This window comes from Achromobacter sp. K91 (assembly GCF_003576205.1).
GTDB classification, from domain to species: Bacteria; Pseudomonadota; Gammaproteobacteria; order Burkholderiales; family Burkholderiaceae_B; genus Achromobacter; species Achromobacter aegrifaciens.
Map to the genome: position 1 here is coordinate 1 of NZ_QWFB01000078.1, position 20,073 is coordinate 20,073.

19 protein-coding genes and 3 tRNA genes are annotated in these 20,073 nt (G+C 65.4%); 9 read left to right on the forward strand and 13 right to left on the reverse strand.

Annotated features, from left to right (window positions below):
- Positions 1–132: 132 nt before the first annotated feature.
- On the reverse strand, positions 133–1,179 hold the full coding sequence (murB, locus tag DXK93_RS30205; protein ID WP_119452063.1) for a UDP-N-acetylmuramate dehydrogenase: 1,047 nt from the start codon (positions 1,177–1,179) through the stop codon (positions 133–135).
- A 229-nt stretch (positions 1,180–1,408) separates the two neighbouring features.
- On the opposite strand from murB, the gene DXK93_RS30210 reads away from it, so the two are divergent.
- The 6 genes from DXK93_RS30210 to DXK93_RS30235 all read left to right on the forward strand — a co-directional run bounded on the left by DXK93_RS30210 (position 1,409) and on the right by DXK93_RS30235 (position 6,491).
- A tRNA-Gly gene (locus DXK93_RS30210) sits at positions 1,409–1,484 on the forward strand.
- Between the two features lie 270 nt (positions 1,485–1,754).
- Positions 1,755–1,828, forward strand: a tRNA-Cys gene (locus tag DXK93_RS30215).
- Positions 1,829–1,906: 78 nt separating this feature from the next.
- Complete coding sequence (locus tag DXK93_RS30220) at positions 1,907–2,140, forward strand: hypothetical protein (RefSeq protein ID WP_054450019.1); 234 nt, start codon at positions 1,907–1,909, stop codon at positions 2,138–2,140.
- An 84-nt stretch (positions 2,141–2,224) separates the two neighbouring features.
- Positions 2,225–3,682, forward strand: a complete 1,458-nt coding sequence (locus DXK93_RS30225; RefSeq protein WP_054450017.1) for a catalase — start codon at positions 2,225–2,227, stop codon at positions 3,680–3,682.
- 113 nt (positions 3,683–3,795) lie between these two features.
- On the forward strand, positions 3,796–5,427 hold the full coding sequence (locus tag DXK93_RS30230) for a thiamine pyrophosphate-binding protein (protein WP_119452064.1): 1,632 nt from the start codon (positions 3,796–3,798) through the stop codon (positions 5,425–5,427).
- Between the two features lie 62 nt (positions 5,428–5,489).
- The gene (locus DXK93_RS30235) at positions 5,490–6,491 is read left to right on the forward strand and encodes a tripartite tricarboxylate transporter substrate binding protein (protein ID WP_119452065.1); all 1,002 of its coding nucleotides are present in this window, start codon (positions 5,490–5,492) and stop codon (positions 6,489–6,491) included.
- Here the strand turns inward: DXK93_RS30235 and DXK93_RS30240 are convergent.
- Positions 6,488–7,453 carry a LysR family transcriptional regulator gene (locus DXK93_RS30240; RefSeq protein WP_119452072.1) on the reverse strand — a complete coding sequence of 322 codons (966 nt, stop codon included), beginning with the start codon at positions 7,451–7,453 and terminating at the stop codon, positions 6,488–6,490. The two genes, DXK93_RS30235 and DXK93_RS30240, sit on opposite strands and share 4 nt — an antisense overlap.
- A 119-nt stretch (positions 7,454–7,572) precedes the next feature.
- Here DXK93_RS30240 and DXK93_RS30245 point away from each other — a divergent pair, with 119 nt between their 5' ends.
- Positions 7,573–9,102, forward strand: a complete 1,530-nt coding sequence (locus DXK93_RS30245) for a CoA-acylating methylmalonate-semialdehyde dehydrogenase (protein WP_119452066.1) — start codon at positions 7,573–7,575, stop codon at positions 9,100–9,102.
- A gap of 12 nt (positions 9,103–9,114) precedes the next feature.
- Here the strand turns inward: DXK93_RS30245 and DXK93_RS30250 are convergent, their stop codons facing one another.
- From DXK93_RS30250 to DXK93_RS30295, 10 genes are all read right to left on the reverse strand, one after another.
- Positions 9,115–9,870 carry a sulfite exporter TauE/SafE family protein gene (locus tag DXK93_RS30250; RefSeq protein WP_341868343.1) on the reverse strand — a complete coding sequence of 252 codons (756 nt, stop codon included), beginning with the start codon at positions 9,868–9,870 and terminating at the stop codon, positions 9,115–9,117.
- A 6-nt stretch (positions 9,871–9,876) separates the two neighbouring features.
- The gene (locus tag DXK93_RS30255; RefSeq protein WP_119452067.1) at positions 9,877–10,878 is read right to left on the reverse strand and encodes a tripartite tricarboxylate transporter substrate binding protein; all 1,002 of its coding nucleotides are present in this window, start codon (positions 10,876–10,878) and stop codon (positions 9,877–9,879) included.
- A 170-nt stretch (positions 10,879–11,048) separates the two neighbouring features.
- A complete protein-coding gene (locus DXK93_RS30260) occupies positions 11,049–11,921 on the reverse strand; it encodes a LysR substrate-binding domain-containing protein (protein WP_054450007.1) in 873 nt (290 codons plus the stop codon).
- 52 nt (positions 11,922–11,973) lie between these two features.
- Positions 11,974–12,807, reverse strand: coding sequence for an amidohydrolase family protein (locus tag DXK93_RS30265; protein ID WP_119452068.1), 834 nt, complete (start codon positions 12,805–12,807; stop codon positions 11,974–11,976).
- Positions 12,808–12,856: 49 nt separating this feature from the next.
- Positions 12,857–13,537 carry a fumarate hydratase C-terminal domain-containing protein gene (locus tag DXK93_RS30270; RefSeq protein WP_119452069.1) on the reverse strand — a complete coding sequence of 227 codons (681 nt, stop codon included), beginning with the start codon at positions 13,535–13,537 and terminating at the stop codon, positions 12,857–12,859.
- Positions 13,531–14,466: a fumarate hydratase gene (locus tag DXK93_RS30275; protein WP_054449999.1), complete on the reverse strand. Its 936-nt coding sequence runs from the start codon at positions 14,464–14,466 to the stop codon at positions 13,531–13,533. The genes DXK93_RS30270 and DXK93_RS30275 overlap by 7 nt, the downstream gene beginning before the upstream one ends.
- Before the next feature lie 12 nt (positions 14,467–14,478).
- Positions 14,479–16,218, reverse strand: a complete 1,740-nt coding sequence (locus tag DXK93_RS30280) for an L-aspartate oxidase (protein ID WP_119452070.1) — start codon at positions 16,216–16,218, stop codon at positions 14,479–14,481.
- A 1-nt stretch (position 16,219) separates the two neighbouring features.
- Entirely contained in the window at positions 16,220–16,564 is a 345-nt protein-coding gene (locus DXK93_RS30285; RefSeq protein ID WP_054449994.1) for a succinate dehydrogenase, read from the reverse strand.
- Complete coding sequence (locus DXK93_RS30290; protein ID WP_054449992.1) at positions 16,561–16,896, reverse strand: succinate dehydrogenase; 336 nt, start codon at positions 16,894–16,896, stop codon at positions 16,561–16,563. Before DXK93_RS30290 ends, DXK93_RS30285 begins: the two co-directional genes overlap by 4 nt.
- Position 16,897: 1 nt before the next feature.
- Entirely contained in the window at positions 16,898–17,632 is a 735-nt protein-coding gene (locus DXK93_RS30295) for a succinate dehydrogenase/fumarate reductase iron-sulfur subunit (RefSeq protein WP_054449990.1), read from the reverse strand.
- 321 nt (positions 17,633–17,953) lie between these two features.
- Here DXK93_RS30295 and DXK93_RS30300 point away from each other — a divergent pair.
- Positions 17,954–18,029: transfer RNA gene (locus DXK93_RS30300), tRNA-Gly, on the forward strand.
- Positions 18,030–18,140: 111 nt separating this feature from the next.
- Positions 18,141–18,755: a hypothetical protein gene (locus tag DXK93_RS30305; RefSeq protein WP_119452071.1), complete on the forward strand. Its 615-nt coding sequence runs from the start codon at positions 18,141–18,143 to the stop codon at positions 18,753–18,755.
- Between the two features lie 172 nt (positions 18,756–18,927).
- On the opposite strand, the gene DXK93_RS30310 is transcribed toward DXK93_RS30305, so the two are convergent.
- Positions 18,928–19,971 carry an autotransporter outer membrane beta-barrel domain-containing protein gene (locus DXK93_RS30310; protein WP_233564649.1) on the reverse strand — a complete coding sequence of 348 codons (1,044 nt, stop codon included), beginning with the start codon at positions 19,969–19,971 and terminating at the stop codon, positions 18,928–18,930.
- Between the last annotated feature and the right edge of the window lie 102 nt (positions 19,972–20,073).

Sequence of the window (20,073 nt, forward strand, 5' to 3'; positions counted from 1 at the left end):
ACTTCCTAACCGCCTTGAGCTTGAACTGCTCGTCGTACTTCGTCATGCAAAAACCCCCAAAGGTTGGATCTACGTCCAACTTTCGGGGGTCAGTTCAGCGGGGTCCTTTTTTCTTGCCCGGCCCAAACGGCCTCACACCACCACGGGTTCCGGTTCGAGCCGCACGCCGTAGCGCTCGGACACCGCGGCCTGGATGGCATGCGCCAAGCCCATGATGTCGGCCGCCGTGGCCCCGCCGCGATTGACCAGTACCAGAGCCTGGCGCTCATGCACGCCCGCGGCCCCCAGCGAGCGGCCCTTCCAGCCGCATTGGTCTATCAGCCAGCCGGCCGCCAGCTTGTAGCCGCCGTCGGGCTGGACGTAGGACACCAGACCGGGAAAACGGTCCAGCAGCCTGTCCCGCACTTGCGCCGACACGATAGGGTTCTTGAAAAAACTGCCTGCGTTGCCCGTCACCGCCGGATCGGGCAGCTTGGCGCGGCGGATCTCGCACACCGCGTCGAAGATATCGCGGGCGCTCGGCTGTCCCGCCGCCAGCCGCGCGTGGCGCTGCAAATCAGGGTAGCCCAGCACAGGCCGCCAGGGCCGGGGCAAGGCGAAACGCACACTCACGATGACCCAGCGTCCGGGCTCGTCGTGCTTGAACACGCTGTCGCGGTAGGAAAAGCGGCAATCGGCCGCGCTCATTTCGACCAGGCGCCCTGCGCGCACGTCCCAGGCGGTCAGGCTGTGGAAACGCTCCTGCAGTTCAACGCCGTAAGCGCCGATGTTCTGCACCGGTGCCGCGCCCACCGTACCCGGGATCAGCGCCAGGTTTTCCAGCCCGTCCCAGCCCTGGTTCACGCAGGTTTCGACAAAGCCGTGCCAGGTCTCGCCGCCCGCCGCCTCGATCAGCCAGGCATCCGGACGAGCTTCCAGCAAGCGCACGCCCTTGAACGCGACGCGAGCCACCAATCCCTGCACCTGGCTCGGCAATACCAGATTGCTGCCTCCCCCCAGCACCAGCAGGGAAGACGTCTCGTGCGCCAGCTGCGACAACGCCGGCAACTGCGCCGCATCTTCCAGGGTCACAAAGGCCCCGGCCCGCGACGCCAGGCCCAACGTATTCAGCCGGGTGAGATCCTGGCTGACGGGCGACAAGGCTGGGGACGGAAGAACTTTGGCGGGAGAATTTGACATGGATGCTGCGGATTGCTATAGTTTCTGTCTTCGCTCATATTACTTGATTGAGTGCTTGCCCTGAATTTCAGGCTTTGTTCGCAAACTGCTTGCAGTGAACAGACCCAAATAAGTCCAGGCCAAGACAAGCTCAAAAAAATCATGTAGAATGCGCGCCTTCTGATCGATAACCAAGTTGATCAGAGTGAATAAGAAAACAGGTTCTGGCTGTTTCAAGTGCAGAACCCATGCGGGAGTAGCTCAGTTGGTAGAGCGCAACCTTGCCAAGGTTGAGGTCGCGAGTTCGAGACTCGTCTCCCGCTCCAAATTCTGATTTCCAGATTCTTTCTGGAAATCCTTGAGAAAGGGCCTTCGGGCCCTTTTTTCATTTCTGCTCGCAACGCGGGCATCTCCCCACGCTGCCTGCGGCCATATTGCGCCGCCCTCTCCGTCCCCCACTGTCACACGCCCTATGACATACGCGGCCTTGGCCTGCGTCATTCATGCTGGACGCCAGGACAATTTTCGTGGATTCGAGGAAGCCCGCGCCCTGCCCGGCTTCCGTACCATTCATTACGTCCTAGGACAAACAAAACGGCGCGGTGGCAGAGTGGTCATGCGGCAGATTGCAAATCTCCTGAGGTTGGTTCGATTCCAGCCCGCGCCTCCAAGACCAGCCTGGCATGTCGGCCCATGAGGCACGGGTGCCGGGACGCAGCCGCCCTGGCGGCACGCCAAGGAGATCGCCTTGATTCAAGTCACCCTGTTCCACGACGGCTGCAATCTCTGCCTGGGCATAGACCGCAGCATGGCCGCGGCCTTCGCGACGCCTCAGCATCGCTACGAATCATTCGATCTCGCGCGGCAGCCCGGGTCCGCCGCCCAGGCCCGGGCGCTTGGCATCACCCGCCTGCCGTCCCTCGTCATCGATGGTCGTGTGCTGCGCCTGGAAGACCATTCCCCCATCGAGCACTACGTCTGAGATTGGCGCGGCCGGATCCGAGCCCGTTGCGATGCTCCCGCTCTTGAAGGCCGCTGCCCCGTTGAACCACGCAAGGAGCCCATCATGAGCAAACTCACCACCGCGTTCGGCGCCCCCGTGCCCGACGACGACAACACGATGACCGCCGGCCGGCGCGGGCCGGCGCTGTTGCAGGACGTCTGGTTCCTGGAAAAGATGGCGCACTTCGACCGCGAAGTGATCCCCGAGCGGCGCATGCACGCCAAGGGAGCCGGCGCCTTCGGCACGTTCACCGTCACCCATGACATCACGCGCTACACCAAGGCCAGGATCTTCAGCCAGGTAGGCAAGCAGACCGAAATGTTCGCCCGCTTCTCGACCGTGGCGGGCGAACGCGGCGCGGCCGACGCGGAACGCGACATCCGCGGATTCGCGCTCAAGTTCTATACCGAGGAGGGCAACTGGGACCTGGTCGGCAACAACACGCCGGTCTTCTTCGTGCGCGATCCGCTGAAATTCTCCGACCTGAACCGGGCCGTCAAACGCGATCCTCGCACCGGCATGCGCAGCCCGCAGAACAACTGGGACTACTGGACGCTGCTGCCCGAGACCCTGCACCAGGTGACGCTCATCATGGGCGACCGCGGCATTCCGAAGAGCTATCGCCACATGCATGGCTTCGGCAGCCATACCTATAGCTTCATCAACGCCGCCCGCGAGCGCTTCTGGGTCAAGTTCACCTTCAAGACCCAGCAGGGCATCCGGAACCTGACGGACGCCGAGGCCGGTCAGGTCATCGCGGCGGACCGCGAAAGCAATCAGCGTGACCTGTACGAAGCGATCGAACGCGGCGAGTTTCCGCGCTGGACCCTGTATGTACAGATCATGCCCGACGCCGAAGCCCATACCTATCATCTCAACCCCTTCGACCTGACCAAGGTCTGGCCGCACAAGGACTATCCGCTGATCGAAGTCGGCGTCCTGGAGCTCAATCGAAACCCCGAGAATTTCTTCGCCGAGGTCGAACAAGCCGCGTTCAGTCCCGCAGCAATCGTGCCCGGCATTGGCTTCTCTCCGGACAAGATGCTGCAGGGCCGCCTGTTCTCGTATGGCGACACGCAGCGCTATCGGCTGGGCGTGAACTACCCGCAGATCCCGGTGAACGCGCCTCGCTGCCCATTTCACAGTTATCACCGCGACGGAGCGATGCGCGTGGATGGCAACGGCGGCAGCACGCCCGCGTACACGCCCAACAGCCATGGCGTCCTGCAGGCGCAGCCGGACTATTCCGAACCGCCGCTGGAGATCAGCGGCGCTGCGGCCCGCTGGGATCACAGGGAAGATACCGACTACTACTCCCAGCCCGGCAACCTGTTCCGGTTGATGGCGGCGGACGAAAAACAGAGACTGTTCCAGAACACCGCGCGCGCGATCCGCGGCGCCTCCAGGGAAGTCATCGAACGCCATATCGCCAACTGCACTCGGGCAGACCCGGCCTATGGGCAAGGCGTGCGCGACGCGGTCGCGCAGACGGAACAAGACCGTCCGCGGGCCGCCCCCTAGGTTCAAAAAACATCAACCAACCCGCCACGGATAGCCGATACACTGAACTCTCCCATAGCCGGTAAAAAACAGGCGCGCGGCGCACAGCCGACGCAGCCCCAGCGGAGAGACAGGTGCTTGGATCCCAGTTGATTATCCGTACGCTGCATCGCCTGGGCGTCAAGACCATCTTCAGCCTGTCCGGCAATCAGATCATGCCGCTCTACGATGCCTGTATCGATGCAGGCATCCGCATCATCCATGTGCGGCATGAGGCGGCCGCCGTCTTCATGGCGGACGCCTGGTCCCAGATCACCGGCGAGCTTGGCGTCGCGATGCTGACCGCCGCGCCCGGCATCACCAATGGCCTGGCGCCGCTTTACTCGGCGTCGCAGGCGGAAAGCCCCGTGCTCCTCATCTCCGGCGACTCCTCGGTAGGAGAAGACGGCATGGGCGCGTTCCAGGAACTGGACCAGGTTTCCATCACCCGTTCCTTGACCAAGCTATCGCTGCGTCCGCGGACCGTGCAGGAGCTTTATCCCGCGCTCGACCGCGCGGTCGCGCAAGCGCTTGCCCCACGGCGCGGACCGGTTCATCTGGCCCTGCCCTTCGACCTGATGACCGCGGAGACGGGCTTGGCAGAACTGCCCGCCACTACACCGAAGCGCGAGCCCGCTGCAGTGGACGCAGCCGGCCTGGAACAGCTCGCCGCGCTGCTTGACTCGGCACAGCGCCCCCTGTTGCTGGCAGGCCCCACCGGAGCGCGTCCGCACATGCGCGCGGTTCGCGAGAAGCTGGAAGCAACGCTAGGCGTGCACCTCATCCCCATGGAAAGCCCGCGCGGCCTGAAGGACCCTTCCCTGGGCTCCCTGGCCGAAATCATTCCGCAGGCGGACCTCATCGTGCTGGCCGGCAAGTGCCTGGACTTCACGCTGGGCTTCGGCGGCACGGGCGCGCTGGGCAAGACGGCCCGGGTCGTGGCGATAGACCCCGACCCCGCGATGCTGGAACGCGCGGCCCGCCTGCTGGGCGACCGCCTGGCTCTGGCCCTGCAGGGCGATCCCTACACCGTGCTGCCGGCATTGCCAGCGGCGCCAGCCCCGGCCGCGCGCGCCTCGTGGCGCGCGCGCGTGGACGAAGCGCTGCGCAACCGGAACACTCTGGGCGCCGCGGCTTGCGCCGATGGAGCATTGGGGCCGCGCGCGCTATGTGAAGCGGTCCAAGCGTTTCTCGCGTCCGCCCCCCATCCCATCCTGGTCTGCGACGGCGGCGAATTCGGCCAGTGGGCGCAGGCATACTGCCAGGCGCCGGTGCGCATCATCAACGGCATGTCGGGCGCGATAGGCGCAGGCATCTGCTACGCCATCGCCGCCAAGATCGCACAACCAGAGGCCACCGTGGCCGTGCTCATGGGCGACGGCACGGCGGGCTTTCACCTGATGGAGCTGGACACGGCCGTGCGCGAGCGCGCCGCGATCGTCGCCGTGGTCGGCAACGACCTGCGCTGGAACGCCGAACACTTGATCCAGATGCGCACCTACGGTCCGCAAAGGCTGATCGGCTGCGAACTCGCGCCGACCGCGCGCTACCACGAAGTCGCCGCGGCGCTTGGCGGAGCCGGCTACGCCGCCCGGGACCGCGACAGCCTCGCCACCGCGCTGCGCGCGGCGGCGGACAGCGGGCTGCCCGCATGTATCAACGTATCCCTGGCGGGCGAACCCGCTCCGGTTTTCAGCGCATCAACGCAGTCCGCGACCGGTCATTGACCTCGAAGCATCGAGCCCAGCTGCAGTCCGGTTTCGTCCCTTAGCACGACAGGAGACTTCTCATGATGAGACCTACCGGCCTCTGGCCGGGCGCGTTCGCTCGCGCCGCGATTTGCATGCTGGCCGCGCTTCCGGGCCTGGCAACCGCCCAAGCCTATCCCGCCAAGCCCGTCCAGCTCATCGTGCCGTTCAGCGCGGGCGGCGACGCCGACATGGCGGCCCGCAACTTGTCCGCCGCCGAGCAAGGCCTGCTTGGCCAGCCGCTGGTCGTCGTCAACAAGGCCGGGGCGAACGGCGCGATCGGCTCGGCCGCCGTGAAGAACGCCGCTCCCGACGGCTACACCCTGCTCGTCGGCCGGATAGGCTCCCAGGTCCTGCTGCCCGCGCTACAACCCAAGACCACGCCCTATACCGCCCGGGACTTCACGTACATCGGACTGCTGGAGCTGAACCCCGTGGTCTGTGTGGTGCATCCGGACAGCCCTTACAAGACGATCGGCGATCTGGCACAGGCCTTGAGGGCCCATCCCGGCAAGCTCAACTACAGCCATTCCGGTCCGGCCACGGTGCAGAATCTTGCGCCGCAGCTGCTGCTCAGCAGCCTCGGCCTGAAATCCGAGGCCGTGGTCAACGTCCCCTACAAGGGCGGCAACGAAGTCGCGCTGGCGGTGCTCAGCAAGGATGCGGACTTCGCCTGCAACAACCTGAGTTCGATGACGGGCATACTTGCCAGCGGCAAGCTGCGCGCCCTGCTGACGACCACGCCCGAACGCCTGGCGCAGTTCCCCGACATCCCGACCGCCCGCGAGCTGGGGCTGCCTCAACTCGAAGCTGTCGTAGGCTGGAGCGGACTGTTCGGGCCGCCGGGCATGAGTCCCGAAGCGGTGGCCAAATGGGCCGACGTGCTCAAGCAGATCGCACAGGATCCGAAGTGGATCGCCGGCAACGCCAACTTCGGCGGCATCCCCCACGTCCTGTCCCCCGCGGAAACGGAAAAATACGTCAGCCAGGGAGCCGCGATCTATGCCGACCTTGTGGCCAAGGCCGGGTTGCAAGTCAATTAACCCGCCTCATTGCCCGCTCCAGGCGGTCCGCCAAGTCCGGCGGACGCCGGGATCGCCTCGCGCAGGTAACCGACGAATGAGGATACGGTCAGCGGCACGCGCGGCGTGTAGGGCCTGACTGCGTACAGCCGTTCTGCATATTCGCCCACCACGCGCCACCCGCGCAGGACCTCGACCAACTCTCCGCTGCGCAGGGCCTGGTTGGCGCTGAAATCCGGCACCAGCGCGATCCCCAGGGATCCGGCAGCCACCTCCCGCAGCACTTCGCTGTTGTTCGCGGTGAAGCTGCCGCGCACCGGAACCGCCACGCGCTTGTCTCCGTCACGCGACTCGAACGACCAGGTAGCGCTGCCGCTGCGCCGCAGGTAGTGCAGGCAATTGTGGGCGGCCAGATCCATCGGCGTCTTCGGCGTGCCGTGCTGCGCCAGGTACTCCGGGGCCGCAACCAGCACGGAGCGCGTCTCGCAGATGACCGACGCGACGTGCGTGTCCGGCACGCCGGCCACATGCCGGATAGCCAGGTCGAAGCCTTCGGTAGCCAGGGACGCCAGATGGTCGCTGAGTTCCAGCTGGATCCGCACGTCGGGAAAATTCTTCAGGAATCCGGGTATCAGCGGCGCAATGACCTGACGTCCCAGGGCTACGGGTGCGGTCACGGACAGCACGCCGCGCGGCCCCTCGGACAGGTCCCGCACGGCCGAGAAGCCCTCTTCGATGCGCAGAAAGGCCGCCGCGGTCTGGTCGACCAGGCTCTGCCCCGCCTCGGTCAGGCCGACGCTGCGGGTGGTGCGGCGCACGAGGGGGACGCCAGCCGCCTGCTCCAGTTCCACGATGCGCTGGCTCACCGACGCCTTGCTGATCTGCAGGCGGCGCGCGGCCGCCGTATAGCTGCCGGTATCGGCCAGCACCCCAAGGCAATGGATATGCGACCACAGATCTTCCAGACGCCTGGTTTTCGTCATGCCTTGCTCCATTGTTCGAAACATCAAACACTGATTCCAGCCCTGCGGTCTCGACGTCCGGGCGGCAATGCGCGACATTGCCAGCTCCAGAACACCATGCATGAGCCCAGGAGCCAGCCATGACCGCAAGCAATGCCAGCGCCCAATCCCGCGATGCCGGACACTATATCGGCGGCAGCCTCGTCGACGGGACAGGCAGCCGCCAGCCCGTCTACAACCCGGCCACGGGCGCCGTCGCCAAGCAGGTGGCGCTGGCCACGCCCGACGAGGTGAACCGCGCCGTGGCCAGCGCCCGGGCGGCATTTCCGCAATGGGCGGACACCCCTCCCATCCGCCGCGCCCGCGTGCTGTTCAGGTTTCTTGAACTGATGAACAAGCATCGCGACGAACTTGCCCACCTGATCACCGCCGAGCATGGCAAGGTTTTCAGCGATGCGCAAGGCGAAGTCACTCGCGGCATCGACATCGTCGAGTTCGCCTGCGGCGTTCCCCAGTTGCTGAAGGGCGCCCACACCGAGCAGGTTTCCACCGGCATCGACAACTGGACGCTGCGCCAACCGCTGGGCGTGGTGGCGGGCATCACGCCGTTCAACTTTCCGGTGATGGTACCCATGTGGATGTTCCCGGTGGCGATCGCGGCGGGCAACACCTTCGTGCTCAAGCCCAGCCCCACCGACCCCAGCGCATCGCTGCGCATCGCCGAACTGCTGCGCGAAGCGGGGCTGCCCGACGGCGTGTTCAACGTGGTGCAGGGCGACAAGGTGGCGGTTGATGCGCTGCTGGAACACCCGGACGTGAAAGCCATCAGCTTCGTCGGATCCACGCCCATCGCCAACTACATCTACGAGACCGGCGCACGCCATGGCAAGCGCGTGCAGGCCCTGGGCGGCGCCAAGAACCACATGGTCGTGATGCCGGACGCCGACATCGACCAGGCGGTCGACGCCCTGATCGGCGCCGGCTACGGCTCGGCCGGCGAGCGCTGCATGGCGATCAGCGTGGCGGTGCTGGTGGGCGACGTGGCCGACCGGCTGCTGCCCAGACTGATCGAACGCACCAGGACGCTGAAGGTGCTGGACGGCGAGAACCCCGCGGCCGAGATGGGCCCCATCGTGACCCGCGCCGCGCATGAGCGCATCAGCGGCTATATCGATCTGGGCGTGCAGGAAGGCGCGCAACTGCTGGTGGACGGCCGCGGCTTCCAGGGTTCTCAGGCAGGCGCAGGCTGCGGCGACGGTTTCTGGATGGGCGGCACGCTGTTCGACCACGTCACGCCGGACATGCGCATCTACAAGGAAGAGATCTTCGGCCCGGTGCTGGGCTGCGTGCGCGTGAAGGATCTGAAAGAAGCCGTGGATCTCATCAATGCCCACGAATTCGGCAACGGCGTGGCCTGCTTCACCCGCGACGGCAACGTCGCGCGCGAGTTCGGCCGCCGCATCGAGGTTGGCATGGTGGGCATCAACGTACCCATCCCCGTGCCCATGGCCTGGCATGGATTCGGCGGCTGGAAGCGCAGCCTGTTCGGCGACATGCACGCTTATGGCGAAGAAGGCGTGCGCTTCTACACGCGGCAGAAGTCGATCATGCAGCGCTGGCCCGAAAGCATTGGCAAGGGCGCCGAGTTCGCCATGCCGACGGCCAAGTAACGGCAGCCTGTCTCACGCAGGCGAGACCCATCCGCGATAGATGGCGCCTGCGCCCGCTATCGCGAGCAGAACGAAGATGGCCCGCTTCAGCAGTTCCGGGGACACCCGAACCCTGAGGCGGGATCCGCCGTACAGGCCGATCAGGGCCACGGGCAGCAGCATGGCGGCCGCGAACAGGATTTCCGGCTGCGCATACAGTCCGGCGGCGCCGAAGGCCGCCGCCCGGATGAGGCCGCTGGCCAGGATGACCACCGAGATCGTGGCGCGGAACTGGTCCAGCGCATCCAGCCGGCGCGACAGATAGATGGTGTAGATCGGCCCGCCGGTCCCGAACAGCGCACTGAAGATGCCGCCGAACACGCCGAACGGCAAGGCCCAGAAAGTATTCAGCGGCGCCGACGGCTTGGCCCCGCGCGCGCCCCGCAGGCCCTTGATGCACACCGCCAGCACGAAGCTGCCCAGCAGGATCAAAGGCCAGCGAGCGCCGGCGTTGTGCAGCAGCGTCACACCCAGCCCTATCCCCAGCAGCAGCCAGGGAAACAGGCGCTTGAGTTCGACCAGGGAAACGCGCCGCCAGTTGCTGCCGCCCACCAGCGCGGTGCAGGCCAGGTCGAACAGCACCACCAGCGGAACCGCGAACTGCAAGGGCATGAACTGGACCAGCAGCGGCACGGCCACCATGGCCGCGCCGAATCCCGTCATCCCGAAGACGACATAGGCGGCAAGGACGACGGGTGCGGCAAAGGCGAGCGTATCGGGCGGCATCATGCGGATTCAGCTTGCGGTGATCTTCTTCTTTTCCACCAGCGCCTTCCACTTGGCGGACTCCCTGGCGATCTCCTCCCTGAGCGCGGCGGCAGGCACGATGGTCGCCGACATCCCCTGGTCAGCCAGATAGCGCTGCATGTTGGGCTGCGCCACCGCCGTCCTGGCATCGGCCAGCAGCCGGTCGACCGAAGCCTGGGGCGTGCCCGCCGGCGCCAGCAGGGCGAACCACCCCGTGAACTCGAACCCCGGCACTCCATCCTCGGCCGTGGTCGGCACGTCCGGCAGCAACGCGGAACGTTCCTTGCCCGTCACCGACAGCGCCCGCAGGCGTCCTCCCTTGAGCAACGGCACGATGGCATTGATATTGCCCACGGCGACTTCGATCACGCCCGCCATGAGGTCGGTGTAGGCCGGCCCCTCGCCCTTGTACGGGACGTGCATGAGTTCGATCCCGGCCGCATCGCTGAAAGCTTCGCCCGCCATGTGCGTCTGGCTGCCCACGCCCGCGGACGAGAAGCTGAGTTTGCCAGGCCTGGCGCGGGCGTACTCGATCAGCTCGCGCGTGTTCTTGACCGGCAGGTTGGCATTGACGGTGATGACCATGGGTCCGTTTGCCACCTTGCCGATGGGACTGAAATCCGTCAGCGAATAAGGCAGCTTGCTGTAGATGAACTGGTTGACCGTGAACATGCTGCCCGACGCAAGCAACAGCGTATAGCCGTCCGCCGGCGCGCTGGCGACAGCCTGCGCGCCCACGCTGCCGCCAGCGCCCGCGCGATTCTCGACGATTACGCTCTGCTTCAGGCCCTTGCCCAATTCGGCCGCCAACGCGCGGCCCAGCAGGTCGGTGGCCCCGCCCGCCGAAAATGGGACGATCATGCGTATGACCTTGTCCGCCGGCCAGTCGGCTCGCGCCGGAAGGGCGATAAACGGCGTAAGCGCGAGGCCACAGCCCAGCGTCTTGACGATGCGGCGGCGCGCAATATTGGGTTGAGTTTGGTTCTTCATGGCTTTGTCTCCTTCAGTTCGCGGGACGGCGTAGCGGGTCGGCGTTCGGCCGGCTGACGATTCGCCAGGCAGCAACTGACCCTCGGGCCGATGGCTCGATTTTTCGGGACGTTGCGGTGTTTTTCTGCGGACTACTAGGCTGCTGAACTACAGAACTACCGGACTAAGAACTACTGGCCGGCACAGACTGACTTCAATGCGTCGAGCAACAACTGCGTAAGATGGGCCCGCGGGTTCTCCTTCGGCGCCAGGATGCCCAGGCGACGAGTGACCGTGGGCGAGCCGAACGGAATGACGCGGATGCCCGGGGGAAACTCGTTCCTGCCGCGGCAGGCCGGTACCACCGATGCGCCCAGGCCATTGGCCACCATGGCGATCACGCCTTCCAGGTTGTCGATCTCCATGGTCGAACGCACGGTGATGCGCCTGCGCACCATCTCTTCCTGCACCAGATGCCCCACGCGCGCCGAACGATTGAAACGGACATAGGGATTCTGCTCCAGGATCTCCTGATCGCTGGCGCCCTTGACCGAGCGGTGGGCGATGACGACCAGTTGTTCCTCGACGAACGGCAGGAAATCCAGGCCCGAGCGCGGCGCATCGGGCTCGGTCACGATCGCCACGTCCAGCTGGCGGTGATAGATGGCGCGCTCCAGGTCGTGCGTGAGTCCCGTGGTGACATGGACCTCCAGGCCGTGGCCCTGCTTCTGCAGGTGCCGCAGCGCCAGCGGCAGCACGCCCGACACACAGGTATGGACGCTGCCGAGCCTGAGCAATCCCGACGAAGTACCCTTCTTCAAGGCGGCGCTCATGCTTTCCCAATGCGCGATCAGGTCGCGCGCCCGGTGCACCAGCGCCAACCCCGTGTCCGTGAGGATGGGCGGACGCCGGCTGCGGTCGAAGATCGTGATGCCCAGCTCGTCCTCGAGCGCGCGAACCTGCATGCTCACCGCCGACAGCGACAGGCCGATGGTATTGCCGGCCTCGGCGAAACTGCCGTGGTCTGCAATCGCGATCAGCGTGTAGAGCGTGCGGATATCCATGCAAGAAGGTTCCTGGTGTTGACGGCATTGCGGAAAGGAGGAGTATGCCGCGTCAGATGCCAAGCAGCCGCCGCGCGTTCCCTCCCATGACTTTCCCAAGATTATCTTCCCGGATCGGCAAGGTCTCGAACCACTCTTTGTACCCTTGCACCGGGCAGAACGGGAACGAGCTGGCGTAAAGCATCCTGTCCGAGAGAAAACCGTCTGCCGCCTTCACGTATTCCTCCCAGCCTGGCATGCGGGAAAAATACATATCGGGCGACAGCCAAAGGTTCTGGCGCCGGAACGCCAGGTGCAGGATCTCAGTGACCCAGGGCCACCCGCCATGGGCGACCACCACGTTCAGGGCGGGAAAATCCGCCAGCACCCGGTCGGTCCGTATCGGATCCGAATAGCTCAAGTCCGGCCCCGCCGTGCCTCCGACCATCATGATCACCGGCAGGCCCAGGTCCTCGCAGTGGCCGTAGATCGGATACAGGCGTCTGTCGTCGGCGTACATGGGAACCGGGTAGGAGCCCGGCTCGATATTGATCAGCTTGAAGCCGTCCTCCAGCGCCTGGCTGATGGTCTGGCACGCGCGGCGCCGGTCGGTGGGGTCGATGGAGGCGGCGCCGATGAATCGGCCCGGATGCTCGGCCACGATGCCTCGCACGTCCTCGTTGGACACGCTGCCCAGCACGCCGGCCAGGCGTCCCACGACCACGCCGCGGTCTATCCGCGCGGCATCCATCTCTTTCAGCAGCAGCGCCATCGATTGCTGCTGCGCCGCGGCCGAGGGCTCGAAGCCCACCGTCCGCGTAAAGCCATCGCGACGGTCTCCCGCCGAGTACATCAGCGTATCCAGGAAGCCGCCTACCGGCGGCCGCAGCCTAAAGTCGATGATCATTGCAGTCTCTTTGTCAGGGGGTGGAATTACCCGGGCCGCGCTTGCACGCCTACATCACTTCGTCCTTGCGATCGTCCGTCTCGCCGTAGCGGTGCAACGCGGGCGGCTTCAGCCCGGCGTAGAGTTTCTCGATGCCTGCATTGATGGTCTCGGCGTGCTGGGCGAAAAGCGAATTTCCTTCGAGGTCGCTCTCGACGATGAAGGGCCCGAAATTTTCGACCTCGAACAGCCACATGGCTTGGGCTATGCCCAGTTCGTCCAGCCAATGCACTTCGCGCACGCGCTTGATGCCCCGGCCCAGAAGTGCGCCCGTGCCGTAGCCCACGGTCGTCAGGTAGATCGCGCCGCCCGGCGCCAATACCTGCTTGTAATCGTCGGCGGGCATCCCGCCCTTGCCGATCAGGATGCGGCAGCCGGTCTCTTCCAGCCAACGCGGTATCCACTTGGAGAATCGGAACGAGGCGGTGGCGGTGACGGCGCCCACGTTGTAGCCGCCGCGACCGTCCGGCGCCGCCGCCGGCGAGCAATGGAAGTTGACATTGCTGATGGCGCGCAAGTCCACGGGCAGCGGCAGGCCCTGGTCCAGCACCTTCTTGTATACGCCTTCGCGGGCCGTGTAGACCACGCCGTTCAAGTACACGGCCGAGCCGAGTTCCAGCTTGGCGATGTCTTCGCGCCTGGCGGGCAGGTCCAGATGAAAGACCTTGATGTCGTCGTCATTGCTTACCATTCGACCGTCTCCCGGCGCATGTAGGGCGTGAACCATTGGGGATCGGTGCGGTACTCGATCTCCCCGTTGGCATGGATCCGCGCAGTGGCGCGGCGCGAAGACAGGCAGAAAGTGTGCAGGCTGATGGGCATGCCCCCGGTGTGGGTGTAGCCGCACTCGATATGGCAGTCCACCACCATGCCGGAGCCGACGAAACCCATGGCGCCCATGCCGATGGAATTGCCCAGCTGCATCAGCTCCAATTCAAGCTCCGCCACCTTGGGGTCCGGATTACGGTCCCCGACCGTGCGCAGACAGGCGGCCTGCTTGCCCAGCTGCATGCAGGTGTCCTTGGAGCCGCCCAGCCCGATGCCGACGATGGCCGGCTGACAGGCCAGCCCACGCTTGCCGAAGGCGATCAGCGTGTCCAGCACGAAGCGTTTGATGCCGTCTATGCCGTCGCCTGGAAACAGCATGCGGTAGTCGGTGCCGAACAACCCGCCCTTGTGCACGGTGGTGATGTCTATCCAGTCGCAGTCCGGCTCGAAGGACCATTCGACCTCTGGCGCATTGATGCCGACGTTGTTGTTATGGTCGGTACGCCAGAGCGGATGCACGCGGTTGGGCCGCAGCGGCACGCTGACCGTGGCCTCGGCCGTGGCGTGGCGCAGCGCGCGTTCCACGGCGACGAAGCCGCTGTCGACCGAGGCGTTGTTGCCCACCTTGACGTAGTAGCGCGGCAGGCCGGTGTCGGCGCACATTGGGCGCCGGTCCTGATCGGCGGCTTCCCAGTTGTCCACCATGGCGTGGATGACAAAACGCGGCAGCTTGCCGGTTTCCTTCTTCTGCAGCTCCTGGATGCCGCGCTTGTAGTCGGCCGGAATCTCGATGGCCGCGCGGCGCATGATCTCCAGCGCCGCCTCTTCAACTTTCTGGACAGGAATGCTCATGGTTGGAGTGCCTCAGCTCTGGGGAATGCCCGCCTCGCCCTCGATGAGCGATTCGCCGGGTTTTACGATGTCGAAGGAAACCGGAACCATCTCCAGCGCCACCTCGCCGTCCTGCGCGCTCACGCGCGTGTAGCAGCTGGTGTGCAGGTCGCCAGCCTCGGGAAAATCTTCGCGGTAGTGCGCGCCGCGGCTGTTCTCTCGCGCCAGCGCCGAGACCGTGATGACCTTGGAAATGTCGACCAGGCTTTCCAGGTTGAGCCAGTCGTGCCAGGTCAGGTTGTAGCGGCGGTCGCCGTCCGCCACGCCGATATCGCGCAAGGCGGCGCGGTGGCCGGCAATGGCATCCAGGCCATGCGCCATGGCCTCTTGGCGGCGCAGCACGCCTACGTCGTCCCACATGGTTTGCGAGAGCGCGTCGCGCAGCTCGTGGATGCGGCCCGCGGGCCGGGAAAACGGGAACTCGGCGCGTTCGATGCCGCGCGCGATGACGCGCTGGTCGGGGTCGCGCCACTGGCCGGACTTCGCGACGTAGGCCGCCATCGCATCGCCCGCGATGCCGCCGAACACCGTGGAATTGGCGACGCCGTTGCCCCCCAGGCGGTTGGCGCCGTGCACGCCGCCGCAATCCTCGCCGGCCGCATACAGGCCCGGCGACGCGGTTGAACCGTCCACATTGAATTCGACCCCACCCATCAGGTAGTGCGCCGTCGGCACCACCTCCACCTTGCCGCCCGCCAGATCGAAGCCGCAGTCCTTGCACCGGTTGACCATGCCGGGAAAAGTCTTGGCCACCTTGTCCGGGCCCAGATGGCTCATCTGGATGTAGACCCCGCCCATCGGCCCCGTGCGTCCTGCGCGCATTTCGGCGTAGATGCCGCGGCTGACCACGTCGCGCGTGGCGCGTTCGCCGCGCTTGTCGTAATTGGCCATGAAGCGCTCGCCGTCGCCATTGAGCAGATAGCCGCCCGCTCCGCGCAGGCCCTCCTCCAGCACCGTGCCGGTCATGCGCGTATCCGGCCCGCCCAGCAGGCCGGTGGGATGGAACTGCACCATCTCCATGTCCCGCAGCTTCAAGCCGTAGCGCAGCGCCATGGCCAGGCCGTCGCAGGTCTTGTCGCCCGAAGGCGTGTGGTAGCGGTACATGGTCGGCCCCGCCCCCGTTGCCAGCAACACGGCCTTGGCCTGGATGTAGCGGTAAAGGCCTGTCCGCATGTCGATGAACAGCACGCCGGAAATACCAGAGCCGTCGGCGGCGGGAATCAGTTCGATGGCGCGATGCTCTTCCAGTTCATCGACGTCCAGCGCCCGCACCTGCTCCATGAGCCGGTTGATGATCTCGATGCCCGTCAGGTCTGCCTTGTGCACAGTGCGGTCGAAGCTCTGGCCAGCAAACGCCTTGGAATGCAGGGTGCCGTCGGGATTGCGGTCGAAGAAGCAGCCGATCTCGTTTTCCAGTTCGCGCACGCGCTCGACGGCGCCTTCGACCAGCCGCCACGCCAGGTCCTGGCGCGGCAGCCATTTGCCGCCCTCGATGGTGTCCATGAAATGGCGTTCCACCGAGTCGCCGGCGGCCAACGCGACGTTGTAGCCGCCCTGGACCATGCGGGTACAGCCGCACTTGCCCAACAGGCCCTTCACCGTCACCGTCACGCGCAGCGACGGATTCGCCTTCTTGGCGTGCAGCGCCGCGAACAGGCCCGCGCCGCCGGTGCCCAGCACAAGGATGTCCGTCTTCATGTTCTCGATCCGCATCTCAGATCACTCCCGCGATGAAAACCAGGCCCGTCGCCATGGAGACCGCAAAGCCCCAGCCGATCCACGCGACGCGCGCGTCCCGCGGCGAACGCCAAGGCAGCAGCTCCAGCGCGAGCAGGCGCAGCCCGAAGAACATGTGCAGGGTCAGCAGCAGCACCAGCCCCCACTCGCCGACCTTCATCGCCGGCATGTCGGCGAGCTTCAGGAATCCGTCCAGCCGCGCTTCGTCCAGCGCCATCGCCAGCACATAGAAATGCGCCGGCAGGAACAGGGCCAGCGCCAGGCCGGAAATGCGATGCCCCAGGAAAGCCCAGTACGCCTGATGGTTGCGCGCGGATCTCATGGCATCAGGCCTCCCACCGCCGCGACGGCGCGAACGCCCAGGATGAGCAGTCCCAGGCCGAACGCCAGTCCGACCGCGGACGCCGCGCCGCGGCCCAACTGCAGCCACTCGATCAGGATGTTGCGCACGCCGATCGGCACGTGGACCGAGACGCTCACGACGAACAGGCCGTAGAAGACTATCCAGAACCAGTTGCCCTCGGTACGCGAGAGGATCTCGCCCGCGGTCAGGCCGCCGCGCACGGCATAGATGACCAGGCCCACATGTACCAGGACAAAGGGCGCCATCACCATCGCCGTCAGACGCTGGAGCGCGAAAAGACGAGCTTCCATGTCAGCCTCCCTTGAGCAGGCTGAAGATGGCGCTGCGCTTCAATCCGGCAATGCTGCCGGTGGGGCTGAGGCTTACCGGACAGTGCTTCATGCAGCTGCCCTGGGAGTGGCAGGAATTGCAGCCGCTGCCGGAGGTGGCCTTGCGCAGCACGTCCTTGGGGTCGGCGTGTCGTTCGTCGTTGTACAGCGTCCATGCGCGGTTCAGGGCGGCCGGGCCAAGATAGTCCTTGTCCCAGGACACCACGTCACAGGCCGCGTAGCACACGCCGCAATTGATGCATTCGATGGCCGCGTCGGCCTGCTTGCGCTTCTTGCTCTGCGGCGACACCAACGCCGGCGGATCGTTGCGTGTGGCTGTGCCGACGAAGGTGTTCCCGGCGCGCGCCCACTTCTGGAAGAACTCGCTCATATCGACGACGAGATCCTTGATCCGCGGCATATTGCGCATTGGCTCGATCACGATCACGCCGCCTTCCTCGACGCGGCTCACATGCGTGCGACAGGTCCAGCGCGGCTTGCCATTGACCGTCATGGCACAGGACCCGCACACGCCGACGCGACAGGCGTAGCGATACGAGAGGCTGGGCTCCTGCGTGCGCTGGACTTCGGTCACCACATCCAGGACCGTCTGGTTTTCGCGCCAGGGGACCGAGTACGTGGAGTAGGCCCCGTCCTCGGTTCCCCGGGAAATGCGGACCGTGAGTTGTCTCTGATTCGTGGAGTTCTTGGTATCCATTTTCCGCCCTCGGGCGACAGGCTGCGCCCATGAACAGAATTCTGAATCTCGCGTATGAGTGAAGCAATATGGATTTGGTTGATATTTTTTGAAGATAATTTGCCCGTTTTCATAGCGCCGGACTGGCGATCCGGCGCATGCCGCGCCGCCGCATGTTCAATCAATGGCGACCACCGGGGCGCCGAAGCAGCGTCAGCGCGCCGCTTCGAGGGCCCGCATCGCGGCATTCCGCGGCCAGCGTGCATCTTTGGAAAAATTGGGTATACTTCCGCCTCGCTTGTCAGGAACCGCCCAGTCGGGGCTGGCTCCAGACAAGAAATTGCGGGAGTAGCTCAGTTGGTAGAGCGCAACCTTGCCAAGGTTGAGGTCGCGAGTTCGAGACTCGTCTCCCGCTCCAAATTTTGATTTCCAGCTTCCTTCTCGGAATTCTGAAAATCCTTGAGAAAGGGCCTACGGGCCCTTTTTTCATTGCGGTTTGCGCCGCTTGAAAAATGAAGGAACACGGGCAATGGATACCGCATTGATCCTGCTGGTGCTTGTCGCTGCATGGCAGGTGCTGCGCGTGCGCTACCAGCGCGCCCGCATCGCGCTGCTGGGCCGTCATCTGGGCGGTTTGCAGCTTGAGCGCCACATGGAAACCCTGACGCAAGGCTACACACGCGCCATCCGCGAAGACGCCGAAACACGCCAGCTACAGGTGCTGGAAACCTTCGCTCAGGCCGAACGCGCCGTGGCGGCACAAGTACGGTCGCTGGCCGACGCCATGCAAAAGGAAAGTCCGCAGGCTACCCGTGTGAGCACGCTCTCGTTCTGCGTGCCATACATCGAGCGCTTTCTTCCTGCAAGGACACGGGATTTTCGTGAACTGCTGTACATCCATGCATCCGGCTTGCGCCATGTCGTGGACAACGAGAGCCACTGGGACGCAAGAGAACGCGCGTACCACCTCTCGGCAGAGCTGTATCTGCTGCAGCACAGTTGCCATTGGTTCTGCAAATCCCGCGCCGTGGCCGATGCACGGCTGATGCTGCGGCATCAGGTCGATCACCGGAAAGTCCTCGATTCAGTGTCTGCTGTTACCCGCTCGGCTTATCTGCGATGGCAAGGGGCCGATAAGCGCTAGGACCAACTGCGTCTCGTCCGCCCTGGCCCCGCTCAGCGCGCATTCTTGAGCAAGTCCTGGAAAAAGGGGCGAATCTTTCGATTCGCCCCTTTTCATTTGGCCTGGATTCCAACCCGCACAGGCACAACGGGCGCCGCAATCGCGATGCCTGTTGCGCCTATGCGGCGTCCAATCAGAAGCGCACAGCCAGCTTGAGCACGCCCGATTGCTGGCGGTTGCCGCCGCCGAACTGCGCGTCATACGCAATGCCGGCCGTCGTGTTGCGCGTGATCGCCATTTCTGCGCCCAGGCCCAACACCGCGGCGTCGCGGGCGATCGGCACGCCCGTCACCGAGAACGTGCTGCCGCCTTCGAAGGCCAGCTGTTGCTTGGGCTTGACATCGCCCATGGCATGGCGCCAGCCCAGCGACGCGGTCAGACGGCCCGGCGTGCGGTCAGAGCCGAACTCCCAGCCGCCGCGCAGTCCCAGCGTGGTGCTGGTCACGTCATCGGAATTGCTGGACCCGTGCAGGGCCGCCGTGCCGCCCGATTCCTCGAAGCCGCGCGTGCGCAGTTGGTTCCATGCCAGCCCGGCGAAGGGTTCGATGGTGTAGGCATCGCCCAGCGGCAGGTTGTAGCCGAGTTCGGTGAACACCTGCGTCGACGAGGCGTGGTAGGACGACTCGAGGCGCTGGTTCAGGCTGCCGGCTGCCACGTCGCGCTTTGCGTCGATGTCATGCCAGGTGTAGGCCGCGCCGGCCATGAACCGGACGTGACCTGGGCCGGCCTGGAAGTTCCGTCCGCCGAACAAGGTGGCCGTGTAGCTGTCCACATTGGTACGCGAGGACGCGTCGTCGATCGAGTTGTGGCTGCCGATGTAGCCAACCGCAGCGCCCAGGCGCCAGCCGCCGCCGACCGCGCCATCGCCGCCGACGAAGAGGCCGCCCGACGATTGGCTCACGCTGGACGCGTTGCCGTCGCTGCCGAACTTGCTCCAGTTGCCGAACGCTTGCGCCCAAACCGGCGAGGCGCCGCTTTGCGGCATGGCGTCGGACGACGGCGCGCCCAGTTGGGCCGTGGGCCGTCCGGCAAGCACCGGCGCGTCGAGATTGCCGCGCAGATGCGACAGCGGCAGCGTGCGCACGGTGTCGCCCTGGCTCAGCAGCACGCTGGCGGTGCTGGCGTAGGCTTCGCCCGACAGCATCTTCAGGGCCGAACGCGCTTCGTTCGGCGTCATGGCGAGCACGGCCGCCGCCACCTGGCTGGCGCCGGTGTTCTTGCCCGCGGCGACGCCGCTGTCGACCAGGGAGGACCCGCTACCTGTCTCTTATACACATCT